Source organism: Gemmatimonadota bacterium, assembly GCA_009838845.1.
In the GTDB taxonomy this organism is placed as follows: domain Bacteria; phylum Latescibacterota; class UBA2968; order UBA2968; family UBA2968; genus VXRD01.
Map to the genome: position 1 here is coordinate 74,400 of VXRD01000120.1, position 16,157 is coordinate 90,556.

The 16,157-nt window shown below is 51.7% G+C and carries 17 protein-coding genes and 2 tRNA genes; 10 read left to right on the top strand and 9 right to left on the bottom strand.

Annotated features, from left to right (window positions below; genetic code table 11):
- The first annotated feature begins 9 nt into the window (after positions 1-9).
- Positions 10-1,422 (top strand): dihydrolipoyl dehydrogenase, encoded by a 1,413-nt coding sequence (lpdA, locus tag F4Y39_16150; GenBank protein MYC15256.1) that lies wholly within the window; start codon positions 10-12, stop codon positions 1,420-1,422.
- Positions 1,423-1,424: 2 nt separating this feature from the next.
- Here lpdA and F4Y39_16155 read toward each other — a convergent pair whose 3' ends face one another.
- On the bottom strand, positions 1,425-2,834 hold the full coding sequence (locus F4Y39_16155) for a sulfatase (GenBank protein ID MYC15257.1): 1,410 nt from the start codon (positions 2,832-2,834) through the stop codon (positions 1,425-1,427).
- A gap of 109 nt (positions 2,835-2,943) precedes the next feature.
- Positions 2,944-3,453: a mismatch-specific DNA-glycosylase gene (locus tag F4Y39_16160; GenBank protein MYC15258.1), complete on the bottom strand. Its 510-nt coding sequence runs from the start codon at positions 3,451-3,453 to the stop codon at positions 2,944-2,946.
- Between the two features lie 93 nt (positions 3,454-3,546).
- Here F4Y39_16160 and ilvD point away from each other — a divergent pair, with 93 nt between their 5' ends.
- Complete coding sequence (ilvD, locus tag F4Y39_16165) at positions 3,547-5,253, top strand: dihydroxy-acid dehydratase (protein ID MYC15259.1); 1,707 nt, start codon at positions 3,547-3,549, stop codon at positions 5,251-5,253.
- On the opposite strand, the gene F4Y39_16170 is transcribed toward ilvD, so the two are convergent.
- Together F4Y39_16170 and F4Y39_16175 are read right to left on the bottom strand one after the other, a co-directional pair.
- Positions 5,254-6,159 carry a phytanoyl-CoA dioxygenase family protein gene (locus F4Y39_16170; protein ID MYC15260.1) on the bottom strand — a complete coding sequence of 302 codons (906 nt, stop codon included), beginning with the start codon at positions 6,157-6,159 and terminating at the stop codon, positions 5,254-5,256.
- A gap of 5 nt (positions 6,160-6,164) precedes the next feature.
- Positions 6,165-6,818: a uridine kinase gene (locus tag F4Y39_16175; protein ID MYC15261.1), complete on the bottom strand. Its 654-nt coding sequence runs from the start codon at positions 6,816-6,818 to the stop codon at positions 6,165-6,167.
- A gap of 260 nt (positions 6,819-7,078) precedes the next feature.
- Here F4Y39_16175 and F4Y39_16180 point away from each other — a divergent pair, with 260 nt between their 5' ends.
- The 3 genes from F4Y39_16180 to F4Y39_16190 all read left to right on the top strand — a co-directional run bounded on the left by F4Y39_16180 (position 7,079) and on the right by F4Y39_16190 (position 8,359).
- A complete protein-coding gene (locus F4Y39_16180) occupies positions 7,079-7,393 on the top strand; it encodes a DUF2442 domain-containing protein (GenBank protein MYC15262.1) in 315 nt (104 codons plus the stop codon).
- 232 nt (positions 7,394-7,625) lie between these two features.
- Positions 7,626-7,892: a UPF0175 family protein gene (locus F4Y39_16185; GenBank protein ID MYC15263.1), complete on the top strand. Its 267-nt coding sequence runs from the start codon at positions 7,626-7,628 to the stop codon at positions 7,890-7,892.
- Positions 7,889-8,359, top strand: a complete 471-nt coding sequence (locus F4Y39_16190) for a DUF3368 domain-containing protein (GenBank protein ID MYC15264.1) — start codon at positions 7,889-7,891, stop codon at positions 8,357-8,359. The genes F4Y39_16185 and F4Y39_16190 overlap by 4 nt, the downstream gene beginning before the upstream one ends.
- A 201-nt stretch (positions 8,360-8,560) precedes the next feature.
- Here F4Y39_16190 and F4Y39_16195 read toward each other — a convergent pair.
- From F4Y39_16195 to F4Y39_16205, 3 genes are all read right to left on the bottom strand, one after another.
- Positions 8,561-8,636: transfer RNA gene (locus F4Y39_16195), tRNA-Glu, on the bottom strand.
- Positions 8,637-8,691: 55 nt separating this feature from the next.
- A complete protein-coding gene (locus F4Y39_16200) occupies positions 8,692-9,942 on the bottom strand; it encodes a beta-lactamase family protein (protein MYC15265.1) in 1,251 nt (416 codons plus the stop codon).
- A 68-nt stretch (positions 9,943-10,010) separates the two neighbouring features.
- A tRNA-Arg gene (locus F4Y39_16205) sits at positions 10,011-10,087 on the bottom strand.
- A gap of 201 nt (positions 10,088-10,288) precedes the next feature.
- On the opposite strand from F4Y39_16205, the gene F4Y39_16210 reads away from it, so the two are divergent.
- Genes F4Y39_16210 through F4Y39_16220 form a run of 3 tightly spaced genes read left to right on the top strand, consistent with a single transcriptional unit; the run spans position 10,289 to position 13,324 of the window.
- The gene (locus F4Y39_16210; protein ID MYC15266.1) at positions 10,289-11,434 is read left to right on the top strand and encodes an aminotransferase class I/II-fold pyridoxal phosphate-dependent enzyme; all 1,146 of its coding nucleotides are present in this window, start codon (positions 10,289-10,291) and stop codon (positions 11,432-11,434) included.
- A gap of 15 nt (positions 11,435-11,449) precedes the next feature.
- Positions 11,450-12,271: a carbon-nitrogen hydrolase family protein gene (locus tag F4Y39_16215; GenBank protein MYC15267.1), complete on the top strand. Its 822-nt coding sequence runs from the start codon at positions 11,450-11,452 to the stop codon at positions 12,269-12,271.
- 3 nt (positions 12,272-12,274) lie between these two features.
- A complete protein-coding gene (locus tag F4Y39_16220; protein ID MYC15268.1) occupies positions 12,275-13,324 on the top strand; it encodes a Gfo/Idh/MocA family oxidoreductase in 1,050 nt (349 codons plus the stop codon).
- Positions 13,325-13,336: 12 nt separating this feature from the next.
- On the opposite strand, the gene F4Y39_16225 is transcribed toward F4Y39_16220, so the two are convergent.
- On the bottom strand, positions 13,337-13,705 hold the full coding sequence (locus F4Y39_16225) for a type II toxin-antitoxin system VapC family toxin (protein MYC15269.1): 369 nt from the start codon (positions 13,703-13,705) through the stop codon (positions 13,337-13,339).
- On the bottom strand, positions 13,692-13,943 hold the full coding sequence (locus F4Y39_16230; GenBank protein ID MYC15270.1) for a type II toxin-antitoxin system Phd/YefM family antitoxin: 252 nt from the start codon (positions 13,941-13,943) through the stop codon (positions 13,692-13,694). The genes F4Y39_16225 and F4Y39_16230 overlap by 14 nt, the downstream gene beginning before the upstream one ends.
- 75 nt (positions 13,944-14,018) lie before the next feature.
- Between F4Y39_16230 and F4Y39_16235 the strand changes: the two genes are divergently transcribed.
- Positions 14,019-15,059 carry a Gfo/Idh/MocA family oxidoreductase gene (locus F4Y39_16235; GenBank protein MYC15271.1) on the top strand — a complete coding sequence of 347 codons (1,041 nt, stop codon included), beginning with the start codon at positions 14,019-14,021 and terminating at the stop codon, positions 15,057-15,059.
- 13 nt (positions 15,060-15,072) lie between these two features.
- A complete protein-coding gene (locus tag F4Y39_16240; protein ID MYC15272.1) occupies positions 15,073-16,134 on the top strand; it encodes an ornithine cyclodeaminase family protein in 1,062 nt (353 codons plus the stop codon).
- Positions 16,135-16,157 lie beyond the last annotated feature (23 nt).

Below are 16,157 nucleotides of genomic sequence, written 5' to 3' on the forward strand. Positions count from 1 at the left end.
AGAAATCACATGGCCGAAACGCACAAAACCGATCTCCTCGTAATCGGCGGCGGTCCCGGTGGATATACAGCGGCCTTTCGCGCTGCTGACCTGGGCTTGCAAGTTACCCTCGTCAATGCCGACGACAACCTCGGTGGCACCTGTTTATTACGCGGATGCATCCCATCCAAAGCCCTGCTCCACGTTGCCGAACTCATCACCGAAGCCAGTGAAGCCAGAACGTATGGCCTCACCTTTGGCGATCCCAAAATCGATCTGGACGCCCTGCGAGGCTGGAAAGACAACATCATCACCCGCCTCTCAACTGGACTGTCTGGCCTGGTGCGCCAGCGCAAAGTCACCCACCTGACGGGCTACGCGCAATTTGAGAATTCGCAAAGCGCGTCTATCGAAGGCGATGGGGATATCGACCGCGTAGAATTTGAACACGCCATCATCGCCACGGGTTCTCGCCCTGTCGCCCTTCCAATTTTTGCGCTCGACACACCGCGCATTTTGGACTCGACAACAGCGCTCGACCTCGACGAAATACCCAAAAGCCTCCTCGTCGTAGGCGGGGGCATCATCGGCCTCGAACTCGGCAGTGTTTACGCCGCATTGGGAAGCACCGTCACAGTCGTCGAAATGACCGACACTCTCTTGCCCGGCACCGACCCCGACCTGGTCAAACCCCTCGAAACCCGATTGCGTCAGGCATTCAGCGCCATACACACCAGCACGCGCGTCACGCATATCGAAGAAGTCAACACCGGTATTGAAGTACACTGGGAAGGCGAAGAATCGAAAACATCCGAAATATTCGACCGCGTCCTCCTCTGCATTGGCCGACGCCCAAATACAGATAATATCGGCCTTGAAAACACGGACATTGTACCCAACGATCAGGGATTCATCGAAGTCGATTCACAAATGCGTACAAACGACCCTCGCCTCTTTGCAATCGGCGACGCCGTCCCAGGTCCCGGCCTCGCCCATAAAGCCGCGCACGAAGGCAAAATCGCCGCCGAAATTCTCGCCGGTGAACCCGCGTCTTTTGACGCACTAATACCCTCAGTTGTGTACACCGATCCCGAAATTGCATGGGTGGGCCTGACCGAAACCGACGCTCTCAAACAAGACCGCAAAGTCGATATCGTGCGCTTCCCCTGGGCTGCCCTGGGCAAAGCGCATGCCATTGGGCGCATCGAAGGCCAGACCAAGCTCATTGTCGATCCCTATACCCAACGCGTACTCGGCATGGGCATCGTGGGACCAAACGCGGGCGACCTCATCGCCGAAGGCGTGCTCGCCATTGAAATGGCTGCCGTTGCAGAAGACATTGCCCACACCATTCACCCCCACCCCTCCCTCGCCGAATCCATCGGCATTGCCTCAGAAATCCACCTCGGCTCTGCGACCGACGTGTACATGCCCAAAAAATAGCTTCACACACTCAAATCCCCATACTGCACCTGCAACCTTCGCAACTCGGCCTTCAACTCCACCACCAGATCTGCGTACGCCTCATCTCCGTACACATTTCGCAATTCATTGGGATCCTCTTGCAAATCGAACAACTCCCAGTAATCGCCCTCGGCATAATATTCAATCAGCTTGTAGCGATCCGTACGCACGCCGCGGTGCGGGCCAATGCGGTGCGGTGTAAAATACTGGAACGACGGTTCTGACATCGCCTCTGCCCCCTTGCCGTGCAGCACCCACGAATCCTCAAAATAGGCGTAATAAACAGACGTACGCCAATCATCCGGCTCTGTCCCCTGGAGCAATGGACGCAAACTCTCGCCCTGCACACCTTCGGGAATTTCGACACCTGCAAAATCCAGAATCGTCGGCGCAAAATCCACATTCATCACCAGCGCATCAGTCACATTCCCGCTAATACCCCCATTTGGATAGCGCACCACCAGCGGAATGCGAATCGACGGCTCGTACATAAACCGCTTGTCGTACCATCCGTAATCCCCCAAAAAATACCCGTGATCCGACGTGTAAATCACCAGCGTATCGTCAGCCCAACCCGTCTCATCCAGATAATCCAGCACCCGCCCCAGGTTCTCATCCACACCGTAAATCGTGCGATACCGATCCTTCATAAAACGCTGATAAATCCAGTCCTTCTTTTCCCCTTCACTCAAACCCTCGGGTATATCGTCGTAATCGGGCGCCAGACTAATATCAAACTTCATATCTTCAGCCAGAGCCGCAATCTTCCGCGTCGCAAAATCATCGCCATACGTCTCCGGCTGGGGAATCTCGATATCCTCAAAAAGATGCGCGTGTCGGGGTGCAGGCGTAAACGGACGATGTGGTGCCTTAAACTGATACACCAGACAGAAAGGCTGTTCCCCATCCAACCCCTTCAAAAATTCAAGCGCCATATCCGTCGTTATATCCGTGGCATACCCCTCCTTTACGACCTCCTTCCCATCGTCGATATACGTCGGATCAAAATACACGCCCTGCCCGGGATGAATACACCACGTATCAAACCCACGTGGATCCTGCCGGATATGATACTTGCCAAACAACGCAGTCTTGTATCCCGCGGCGCGAAGCAACTCGGGAAACGTCGGCACATTCGGATCCAGATACTCAATCGCATCGGCTCTCTCGGAATTTCCACGAATACCGTGGACATGTGAAAAACATCCCGTCAGCACCGTACCCCGCGCAGGCGCGCACAGCGCATTGGTCGAAAAACAATTGTTAAACCGCGTACCCTCATTCCCAATGCGATCCAGATTGGGCGTATGCAAAATCGGATTGCCATAACTGCTCATCTCGCGCGGCGTGTGGTCATCGGTCATCACAAACAAAATATTCGGTCGCTTCATTTTTACTCCTTGTGCGAATCAACGAATCAACGAATCAACGAATGGAGTTCGCACCGACTTTGGGTGGTTGGGCGGGATTCGTCTATTCGTCTATTCGCGCTTTTCTCGTCTATTCGTCTATTAAAGACTTCAACGCTCGATAATACCGCAATTTCTCAACCCTCGGCATAGGCAGCGCACCGCTCGTTGACGGGGCGAGAAACAGCTTCGCGCCTTCCAACAACTCATCTTGCAAACCGTAATCTCGCTTCCCGCCCATCACTTTGGCGTATCCGCTCTTCCCATTAAAACAAATCACCGCGGGCCGATACCTCTGCATTTTTTCTCGCAACAATTCAAAACCCGACACATAATCGCCATCCGTCAGATCTCCAATCCCCCGCGTCGCTCGCCCCTTCACAATATCTGTCAGCCCGATATTATAATCCAAAATAGTCGCATCTTCCCGAGGCTCCAACAAGCGATCTGTCAGCCCGGCCTCGTACAAAAACGGCCAAAACTGATTGCCACGCCCCGCGTAATAATGACCAATTTCCGCGGACTTTAAGCTGGGATTAAACCCCACAAACACCAGATCCAGTCCCACGCGCAAATAATCCTGCAACACATAGTCAGCCATATTCCACACCCTTGTTGACACATCTCCCACAATTCGGTTAAATTACAACCTCGGAAAAATAAGACAAAGTTCATCTACGAAAGGAAATCTTCAATGGCAAAACTGAATAAGTACAGCTCACAGATCACCCAGAGAAAATCCCAGGGCGGATCTCAGGCCATGCTCTATGCCACCGGACTGACGCGCGCCGACATGGACAAAGCGCAGGTCGGCATCGCCTCGGTCTGGTACGAAGGCAACCCCTGCAACATGCACCTCAACGACCTCGCAGCCGAAACCAAAAAAGGCGTCACCGAATCCGGATGCGTTGGCATGCGCTTCAACACCATCGGCGTATCCGATGGCATATCCATGGGCACAGACGGCATGTCCTTCTCCCTTCAATCCCGCGACCTCATAGCCGACTCCATCGAAACCCTCATGGGCGCACAATGGTACGACGGCCTGATCGCATTGCCCGGCTGCGACAAAAACATGCCCGGCGTGGTCATGGCAATGGGCCGCCTCAACCGCCCTGCCCTGATGATCTACGGCGGCACAATAAAACCAGGTTGCGCCACTATTCAAGGCGAAGAACGCAAACTCGACATCGTCTCCGCCTTTCAAAGCTACGGCGAATTTCTCACAGACTCGCTCAGCGATGCCGAACGCCAGGAAATCGTCGAACACGCCTGCCCCGGTGCCGGTGCTTGTGGCGGCATGTACACCGCCAATACCATGGCCAGCGCCATCGAATGCATGGGCCTCTCCCTGCCCTATTCCTCCTGCACACCTGCCGAAGACCCCGACAAACACGCCGAATGCATTCGCGCCGGTCACGCTGTACGCGCCCTGCTCGAAGCCGACCTCAAACCGCGCGACATCATCACCAAACAATCATTCCTCAACGCCATTCGCCTCGCCGTTGTCACGGGCGGCTCCACCAATATCGTACTCCACCTGCTCGCCATTGCCAGAGCTTATGACATAGACCTCGACATCGACGAATTTCAACACATATCCAACGAAACACCCCTCCTGTGTGACCTCAAACCCTCTGGGCGTTATGTCATGGAAGAGCTTCACGACATCGGCGGGACACCCGCAATGATGAAACTCCTCCTCGACGCCAATCTCATCGACGGCGACCAGATGACAGTAACGGGCAAAACAATTGCCGAAAATCTCGCCGACATAAAAGCCCTTCCCCCTTATGGCACGGGTGAAGGACAGCAAGATATCGTAAGCCCCTTTAATGACCCCATCAAGCCAACGGGACATCTGCAAATTTTGCGTGGAAATTTGGCACCGGAAGGTTCGGTCGGAAAAATCACGGGCAAAGAAGGCGAGGTATTCAAAGGCGCGGCCAATGTATTCGACTGCGAGGAAGACATGCTCGCCGCCCTCGAACAGGGCAAAATCGAAAAAGGCAATGTCATCATCATCCGCTACGAAGGACCCAAAGGCGGGCCCGGCATGCCGGAAATGCTCACCCCCACGTCCGCATTGGCCGGTGCGGGATTGGTACAGGATGTCGCGCTCATTACCGATGGGCGTTTTTCGGGCGGATCGCACGGCTTTCTCATCGGCCACGTCGTTCCCGAAGCCATCGAAGGCGGACCCATCGCCCTCGTCCAAACCGGCGACCAGATCACCATCGACAGCCAAAAAGGCGAGATCAACATGGATGTCTCTGCCGAAGAACTCGAAAAACGCCGTGCAGCCTGGACTCAACCGCCGTACAAAGCCAACCGCGGCACACTTTACAAATACATCAAAAACGTAAAAACGGCTTCGGAGGGATGTGTTACAGACGAGTAATCAAACCCCATTTTCCACAAGCTCTTTGAGCGGCACATCTCCCGCTTGCGGAATATAAAAACTGAGCGGATCGGAGACCACACCTAAGAGTTGTTTTTGAATGGGATTTGCGCGGGCAACGAGTTCATCGGGCATATTGATATAATCCATAGGCTTGACCCAGCGATACGCATAACCCACAAAAACGGTCTTGCGCGGAAAACCCGACCAATTTCTGCCAATACCGTGATAGGTACGCTGTTCAAAAATAAATGCCGAACCCGCTTTGACATTCATATTGATCGCCCCCCTCGGATGACCCGTCGCCGGATCAATCGCCGGTCTGCCAAATAGCCGATTGCTCCCGGGCACGAGTTGCGTCGCCCCCGATGCAGGATCTGTCTGATCGCTGATGGCGTAGGCAATTTTGAGCAAAATACGCGGATGGGGTTCGGTCATCTCCCTGGAAGACGAACCGCCATCGCGGTGATACCCGCCCTTGCGCTTCACTTCTTCAGAAGGTTCTGGACCAGACGGCAAAACAATGAGGTGCGAAGTAATCATCTGGATATTCCAGTTGAGAATCTGCCATGCCAGAGGTGCCGTGGTCGGCCAGTCGAGCAACTGAAGAAAAGCATCGTGATGCACAATGCAGTTTCGCAAATTGAGCTTGCCCGTTTTCTCCAGGCCACCAGCAGCCTTTTCCCGATCGTAAATTTCATCAGTCGCCGCATTGAGTTCGGCAACCACATCGGGCGGCAGCGCGTCTTCGATCAAGAGATACCCATTATCCTCAAAAAACTGCTGCTGTTCATCTGTGAGAACAGCCCAATCGGATTGAACAGTCATAGCGATCATCTCCTTGTCATGGACTCGCAAACATATCACAAACAAATTTACGACCTGAAACCACGCGAGGCAAGCCATACTTGCTATCTATTGAAACCCTTCCCATCCACAATCATCCTGCGTATGCCATTTGCCACAACATCTATAGCTACTTGCACATCCTCTTCAAATGGCACAATCAAATCCGCGTACTCTCTCGTCGGCTCCGTATAGACGCGATAATTGGGCACAACATCCCGGCGATACCATGCCACCGCATCTTTCAGCGACATCCCACTCGACGTATTGCGCAACATGCGCCTGAGCACCCGCTCGTGTGTATCCACATCCAAAAACAGCTTGATATCCAGCAAAGCCCTCAGAGCCTCTTGCGAAAAAATCAAATGTCCCTCCACAATAACCAGCTTCTCAGGCGCAACCTTTTGGAGATCATCCCCTCGCCGGTACGCGCGCGTACCGGGCGGTGGCATTTCAATCGCCTGCCCTTCGCGCAGACATTTTACATGTGCGATCAAAGGCTCCCACAGCACAGCCCGCGGATGGTTTGCCGTTCGCTTGAGCTCACGCTCGTCTTCTGGCAGTGCTGACCAATCGCGGAAATAGCTGTCCTGATTGAGCACAACAGGTCCAAAATCAGCGAGCCTATCGGCCAGCATATCCGTAAAAGTCGTCTTGCCCGCGGCAGACCCTCCCGAAACACCGATTACGATAGGCTTGAATCCGTTTTTTTTATTCATTTTGCAATCCCATTGCACAAAACATACACATAGCGTATTTTTTTAGAATATCTTAGGTACCAATCAACGGTACAAGTTATAAATTCTTGAGCTACTCAGATAGTGTTGCTATCGTCATTGCGGCATGGTTTTGAGCCGCAATCCAGTCTAAAAAATAAAAACAACGCACTCTGATAGCTCATTGAGATGTAATTTTTGATTTCTGCACACCCGTAAAATATACACGCAATGTCTTATTTTTTGCAAAAAGAAGAAATGACATGAACACTTTGGCATCTAAATCACCGACCTCTGTTGTCAATGTTGAAACAGATGAGACGCATTTGACCGTCTTCCTAAATGACGGGCGTCGTATATCTGTTCCTCTTAAATGGTATCCCAGGCTGTATTACGGGACAGCAAGGGAAAGAAAAGATTGGCGTCCCTTTGGATTTGAAAACCGTGCAATCGCTTGGGATAGTCTCGACGAGCATATTTCTGTTGAAGGATTATTAGACGGGCGTCCAAGCAGCGAAAGTCCGCAATCAATTCAACGGTGGCTGTTGTCAAGCGGAGGCTGTAGGCTGAAATTATGAAATCATGTTTATCCGCAGAATGAAGGCGAGTAATGAACTGCTGGCGCAATTGTACACCGCTTCGAGCCTGAACGCAGAAAAAACGCGAGTGAGCGGTGTACAACTGGCCGCCTCTCAGGCCAGTTCATTTGAGCTTTTTACGCAGATAAATGCAGATGAACGTTGATTGACTTTCTGTGGTGAGTCTTTTACATTTTCTTGTTAGAAAAAGTGTAAAAACATCAAATAGGAGATTGTTGTGTCACTCGTCACAGTAACTCTTGATGCTGATCTGGCAGTTCTATTACAGGAACTTAATCAGCCTATTCAAGAAACGGCTCGTGAAATGATTGTTCTGGAGCTATATCGCCGAGGCAGCATATCCAGTGGCAAAGCAGCTCAATTATTGGACATGTCACGCTGGGAATTTATTCAGCATGCATCTCAATTGGGCATTGCTTTCTTTGATCTTAATGCGGAGGAATGGAAACGCGAACGACTTCAGGCTGATGAGCTATGAGTGATTTGCCCGTCATATCCAATGCAAGTCCATTGATTGCTTTGGCGCAAATAGATCATCTCGACCTTATGAAACAGCTTTTCCAGACAATTGTCGTTCCTCCAACTGTTGTAGAAGAAATCTCACCGACTGTAAGTATTCCCAACTGGATTGAACAACATGAGTTGTCGCAGCCTATTAGTCCATTTATCCTACGATCTTCATTGGGATCAGGAGAATGTGAAACAATTAGCCTGGCTTTAGAAATACAAGCGCGATTGGTTATCCTGGATGAACGTCCCGGACGTAGATTGGCTCACAGGTTGAGGCTGCCTGTCATTGGCACATTGGGGGTTCTGCTATCAGCGAAGCGCAAAGGTCTATTGCCAACCATTAGGCCGTTGATAGATGGATTACTGGCCTGCGACTTTCGCGTCTCTACTGATCTGTATGAACAGATACTTATTGATGCTGATGAGACTGAGTAACTAATGATTCTTCCAAATGGCATCCAGGCGACGCTTGACGCTGAACAAAATCTCTTTTCCATAGATGAAGCGGCGGTCATCTGAAGCACGTCAAACATGTTGGTCGCCAAACTTATCTTGCAAGTCCATCTCAAAAAACAAAAGGTCGTGAGGGTTTATTCCTCACGACCTTTTTCGTATCAAAAAAATACTATTATTTTTTGGTGACCCCGAGGGGAGTCGAACCCCCGTCTCCAGAGTGAGAGTCTGGTGTCCTAGGCCACTGAACGACGGGGTCACTCACAACAAGATGGCGACAACCTAATAAAGTTCGATACTTTTGTCAAGCCTCCCTACTCAACAAGCGCCTTGTAAACCAGAGGCTGAAAAGGCCGCGTAATATTGCCCGATCCGCGCAACTGGGTCCACACCATAGAAACCATCTCATTTTGCGGATCAATCCAGAAATGCGTCTTGGCAATACCCGACCAGTAATACGTCCCATTCCTGTCCTCCCACGCCGTCTCTGTCTCATCCACAATCACAGAAAAACCGTACCCAAAACCATCGCTCTTGCGCCGGCGGTGTCGGTAACGTGCCGTCTCCGGCAAATGATTAGCGGTCATAAGCTGAATCGTCTCCGGCTTCAAAATACGCGTACCGTACAACGCACCCCCATTGAGCAACATCTGGGAAAAACGGAGATAATCCCGAGCCGTACTCACCAACCCACCACCACCGGACTCCCGTGCATCGCGCCGCATATTGCTCTGACGGTTGCGCACCCTGAAATTGCCCTCATCGTCCTTTCCATACAGCGTAGCCATGCGATCGCGCTTCTCCTCTGGCACGTAAAAACCCGTATCGACCATCTCCAAAGGCACAAAAATGCGCTGCGAGAAAAACGCACCCAAAGACATACCCGAAGCAACCTCAACCACGCGACCGAGGATATCAGTCGCCACGCTGTAGAGCCATCGGGTACCGGGCTGAAAGCGCAGGGGAAGCTGAGCCACCTTTTGCGCGTATTCGACATTTGATCTAATCGAATACAAATCCGCAATCCGATAAAGCGTATCCACGGATGTCTGCCCAAAAATGCCATACGTCAAACCAGACGTATGCGTGAGCAAATTCGCAATCGTTATCTCGCGCTCGAGCGGCACCAGAACGGGATTCTCGGTCCCGCCACCCGTATAGACCTTTGTATCGGCAAACTCGGGAATAAACTTAGACACCGGATCGTCCATCTTCAGCTTGCCCTCTTCGTAGAGCATCATAATCGCAACACTGGTAACCGGTTTGGTCATAGAATAAATGCGAAAAAGCGTATCCTCAGTCATCGGCTTATTCGATTCCCTATCGCGCAAACCCGCAGTCTCGAAATGCACAATCCTGCCCTTTCGGGCGATCAGCGTCAAAACACCGGCAAACTTCCCAGAATCCACCAGTGCTTGCATTGCGGGCTGGATCTTCGCAAGACGCTCTGCAGAAAACCCCAACTCTGCGGGATCTCCCTGGGGAATTTCAGCAGCAAAAATCGGGTGTAAGAACAGAAAAACAGCCAGCAGAGCAAACAGGCTACGTTTTAGAAAGCACGTCATATAACTCCCCGCCTTTACTTTGCAAAAAAAAGGGTTACACCATTGCGATGTAACCCCTTCTCCTTATCTGGTGCGGATGCCAGGATTCGAACCCGGAACCGTCTGATCCGTAGTCAGGTGCTCTATCCAGTTGAGCTACATCCGCTAAAATCAAGAACTTAAGTATATTTGAGACAACACAATGTCATAAGACGAATAAAAGTATCAAAACTGCCAAATACTGTCAAGCGGAAACGGGCTATTATCCCCATAGCATAAGGCAATAGTGTTTTGGGTTGCCCCCAACACCGAAATGTATAATCATGGAGCAAAAGACGAATTAAAAATTAAAAATAAGGAACCACTCATGAACCTTGAAACGCAATTAATCCACGCAGGTGAAGAAGAAAAAAAATACGAAGGCGCGGTCGCGCTACCCGTATTTCAGAGCGCCACATTTTCATATAGCAGTGAAGACAGTTATCACGACATAAAATATCTTCGCCTGAACAACACCCCCAATCACACCGTAGTCCATGAAAAATTGGCGCAAATTGCAGGAGGCGAAGCCGCCGTAGTCACCGCATCGGGCATGGCAGCCATAACCACCGCCCTATTAACCGTATTAAAAAAAGGCGACCACCTCCTCGCACAAAATTGCCTCTACGGCGGAACGCGAGTCTTTTTGGCACGCGACATCGCCGACTTTGGAATCGACGTGGATTTCGTATCCGGAAACGCGCCACATGAATGGGAAAAACTCATCCGCCCCGAAACCCGCGCCATCTATGTCGAAACCATGAGCAACCCCCTCCTGGAAGTCGCCGACCTCCCATCCGTCGTCGCCTTTGCCCAAACCCACAACCTCATCTCCATGATCGACAACACCTTTGCCTCCCCGGTAAACTTCCGCCCCCTGCAAATCGGCTTTGACCTCTCCTTGCACAGCTGCACAAAATATCTGAACGGACATTCGGATATCGTCGCTGGCTGCGCAATTGGATCGCACGATCTAATCACCCGCATTGTGCATCGACTGAACATCATGGGCGGCTGCCTGGACCCACACGCCTGCTCTCTCTTATTGCGCGGCATGAAAACACTCGCCCTGCGCGTGGAAAAACAAAACGAAAACGCACACGCACTATCTTCCTTCCTGGAAAATCACCCCGCCGTAGAACGCGTAAATTACCCTGGCTCACCCAGCCACCCGCAACACAACTGTGCAAAAAAGCTATTTAACGGATGTGGCGGCGTACTGAGCTTTGAAATAGCCGGCGACAGCCGCGTAGCTGACGCAGTAATATCGAAACTACAATTGCCAATCTCCGCACCCAGCCTGGGCGGCATCGAAACACTCATCACCCGCCCTGTACAAACATCGCACTCCGGACTCACCGAAGAAGAACGCCGCGACGCGGGAATCTCCGAGCGACTGATCCGAGTAGCAGTTGGCATCGAAGCCGCAGAGGACTTATGCGCGGACTTTGAGCAGGCTCTGAGAGGCGTATAGCTAAGGAGAAACCATATGCCCGATAAAATCAAAATTGGAATGCTGAAAGCCATGCCCGAAAAATGGAATGTCGAGAACAATTGGGCGATATTTGAAAAACAATTTGAAACACAGGGAAAAGATACAGACGTATTCATAACCCCGGAATGTTTCCTGGACGGATACGCAGTCACAGAAAAAAATTGGACCGCTGAGCACTTTGCCGAAGTCGCTCAGGACATCGAGCAAAGCGCGTACATCCAACGGGTATGCGAAATGGCACACGCAGCACGCACCCACATCGTTTTTGGATACACTGAAAAACGCGCGGGATATTTTTACAATGCCGCTATATTAGTGAACCGCGCGGGAAAAATTGTCGGCACATATTACAAAACGCATCTACAATCGCACGATCACCGTTTTGTGCGCGGCGATGACCTGCCCGTATTCGACCTCGACATTGGCACCGTGGGCATAGTCATTTGTGCGGACCGCCGATGGCCCGAATCGATTCGCACATTGCGGCTCAAAGGCGCGAAAATCTGTCTCATGCCAACCTATGGCATGTGGCATGAAGAAAATGAATGGTGGATGCGCACGCGATCCTATGAAAATCAGATGTTCGTATGCTTCACACATCCCAACGTAGCCCTGATCACAGACCCACGCGGCAAAGTCGCGGCAAAATTGCAATCCAACGTACCCGACGTGTTAATCCACAAAGTCGATCTCAAAGACGCATCGGATGAAAACCATCTGAGCGACCGGCGTCCCGAACTCTACAGGGTAATGGGAAAAGTTGACCACTGGTCACAGCAGCCCGAATTTTCATCGCCCACCTACGGAGGGAAATAAACCATGTATCGCATTGGACTAATTGGCAATCGGGCGCACCAGAATAGTTACGGCCCGATCTGGTATGAACGAGAGGATTGTGAAATCGTCGCAGCGGCAGAGCACCACGAAGGCAAAGGCGAGGCCCTATCCCAACTCTACGGCCTTGAGGTCTCACAAGACTACGACGCAGTCCTGGAAGATCCGAACGTAGATATCGTCTCCATCTGCACGGACTTTTATCTCAAACGCACCCTGATCAAAAAAGCACTCGACTGTGGCAAACACGTCCTGGTCGATAAAGCCATCGCGCGAACCGTTGTCGAAGCCAGAGAATTAGTCGATACTGTCGCCGGCGCATCAAACAAAGTACTGCTAACCTATCCTTCGCGATTTTCGCCCGCGATGATAAGACTCAAAGAAGCCCTTGACCGGAGCGAATACGGACATATCTCCGCATATGCCCACAACAGCGTAAAACAATTTTTTGGCGACCTCATGGCTTATGTAAGCTATCCGACGCCAGCCGTGCAAAATGGCGGGGGTGAACTGATGAATTTGGGCAGCCATACCGTAGATGCTCTGCTCTGGTTTTTTGGCATGCCCAACAGGGTGAGTTGCCAAATGCAAAATCTCTACTTTGAGGAATACGAGCAATTTGGCACAGAAGACATCGCCACACTCTGGTGTGAATATCCCGATTTCACGGCAACACTCACCGCAGGAAGGTCAAAGGCACGAAGCGAGGATGCCACATTTGATTGCGTCAACATCACGGGCGAAGGCGCTTGGGTTCAGGTAGATCGCATGGGATATTCCGTCAACGGACAACTCGTCGATACACCACCGCCCAGAGCAGCGGGATTGGCGGCCTGTGTGTCGCATCTCATCGACTGCATCGAGCAAGACGCAAAACCCGTCACCAGTGCAGAAGACGGACTATCCGTTGCCCTGCTCACAACAGCCGCCTATCAAGCCGCACACACAGGCGAACCAGTCACCTTGCCCTTGCAAAATGAACAACATCCTCTCATCACAACAGAGGACCATGTGGTTAATCGTTTACTAGATTGAAAAGTCTGACCATTAGACCTGCAAGGCCATTGGAACAACTTTTGAACGTCGTATGGTGCGATCGCGTGTGAGCAATGGAATATCATGAACGACGCTGGTAGCGGCAATAAGTTCGTCCGCAGGGTCGCTTCGAAAGTCGAGTTGCGTTGAGGCACGCGCAACAGCAAGATCAATCGGCCACACATGCAGACGGCTCAGTGTGCGGACCACATCTCGGTCATCGAGGTCCATATCAAGACGACCGAGTTGAACGAGCTTAGCCAGTTCCCAGAACACAATGGCTGAAACAGACCACCTGTTCTGCGACAACAAGGCCTGCTCGGCTGGTCGAAGATCGCCACTGACCGCGAAGATAAGGATATGCGTATCAAGATTGAGCATCTGCTTCCCATTGGACGTCGGTCGTAAAGATGTCGCCACGGACCTTGACTTTGTGATGCAAACTGCCGATCAGATCAGCGCACAATTGGTCATAAGGTATGACGCACGCGACCGGCTTGCCGCGTTTGGTAACGACCAAACCTTCGGCATCCAATTGATCCAACAAGGCCAGACACTGCTCCTTGAACTTTGAGACTCCAATTGTTTTCATATCGTATGCTCCGTTTGAATTTAGCATAATATATAACTGGTCATTCTATTTGTCCATTTGAATGTAAACAAATCGTTTTTTATTTTCAATAGGAGGGACAAGATGAACACGTACCGCGCTGTAATCGTAGGCTTGACGGGCATTGGTGCCAGCCGCCCGCATGAAACAAGAGGACCCGTCTTTGGCGCCATGCCACCGTCGCACGCATCGGCATATCACAAACACGCACAGACAGAAGTCGTCGGCGTATGCGACCTGCGCCAGGAAGTACTGGATGACTTCTGCGAGCGATGGGGCGACATCTGGCCCGATGTGAACACATACACAGATTTCAGGGAAATGCTGGACAAAGAGCAGCCCGACCTCGTCAGTGTCGTGACATCTGATCACGCACACGCCGACATCACAGTAGCCGCCGCCGAAGGATCGGCACAGGCAATCCTGTGTGAAAAACCCATTGCCACAACCATGGAAGACGCCGACCGCATGATCGCAGCCGCCGAAGCAAATAACGTACCGCTCTCGATAGAACACACGCGCCGCTGGTATCCGAGTTATCTACAAGCACGGGAAATGATCCGATCCGGCGAAATGGGCCGTTTGCGAACCATCGTCTGCGACCAATTCGGAACGCGCGCCATGATGTTCCGCAACGGCACGCACATGATCGACATGATGTGCTTCTTTGCCGAAGCGAACCCCGAATGGCTGGTCGGCGAACTGGAACCCGGCTTCGAGCACTTCACCGAATACAAAGGCGATGGCGGACACGATCCAGCGACCGACCCTTATGCCTCTGCGTACATCCATTTTGACAATGACGTACGCGCATTTTACAACTGCCACAAAATGGCGTTTAACGGATCAAAATTTTCTCTAACCTGTGAAAATGGACGGATTGAAATCTCAGATCAAAAATTTGAGGTTATTACCCCACAAGAACCGCGCTGGTGGTCGCAGGCAGCAGTCCCCGTAGAGCCGTATATATCGATCCGACAAATTGGCGCAGTCTCGGAACTCATCCACGTCCTGGAAAACGGCGGCACACTCGTCTCGCCCGCCCGCGAAGCCAGAAAAACACTTCAAATCATGCTGGGCATATTGGACTCGCATCACGCGGGCAATCTGCGGGTCAATCTCTAAAAAAGGAGAATCCATGACGGATAAGCATCGCATCGAATGTCTCTTCCTCTCTCAAGAAGACCTTCTGCAAGCCGGATGCCTGGACATACGGTTGGCAATGAGCGCAGCGGAAAACGCCATGCTCGCCTACCAAAAAAACGACATCCTTTTTCCAGAAAAAGTAGTTCAGATTTTCAATGAGGACACCCAGGAACGCATTAACTGCCTGCCTGCGACCCTCTTGCCCGAAAAAATATGTGGGGCTAAGTGGGTATCCGTATTCCCGTTCAATCCCGAGAAATACGGCCAGCAGAATCTCTCTGCGGTCTTCATCCTATCCGAGATCGAGAAAGGCTACCCCATCGCCTTTATGGACGGCACCCTGTGCTCGAATATGCGCGTGGGTGCGATGGGTGGCATTGCCGCCAGGCATTTCGCAAGACCGGATTCCAGGAGCATTGCCTTCATTGGAGCAGGGGAGCAGGCCAAGATGCACTTGATCGCCATGAAGACGGTGTTTCCAGGCCTTGAGGAGTGCCGGGTTTCTGCCAAGCATGACCACGAAGAGCAGCAATTCATCGACGAAATGGCTGCCCTCTTTCGAGACATGCGTTTTTCCGCCGCCCATACAAATGCACAGCGGGCCATAGAGGGCGCCGACATTCTCGTCACAGCCACGAGCGCACAAGCCCCACTTCTCAAAGCGGCATGGATAAAGCCCGGCACTTTCTACAGCCATATCGGCGGCTGGGAGGACGAGTACGACGTGGCGAAACAATGCGATAAAATTGTGTGCGACGATTGGGAAACCGTGAAGCACAGAACGCAAACGCTCAGTCGCATGTATAAGGACGGACAACTCTCGGATGAGGACATTTACGCGAACCTCGTCGAAGTCGTCTCTGGTGAAAAAGGAGGAAGGGAGACCCCCGAAGAACGGGCCTACTTCAACGCAGTTGGCCTGGCCTATGTCGATGTGGCTATTGCATACGCGATGTACCAACGAGCCAGAGAAGCGGGAAAAGGACGGATGTCGAACATCCAGGAGACCATGATTTTCCAGCACGAGAACCTATCAGATTGGATCCGGCTGTAGGATCTATTTGAAGAGGGCAAACA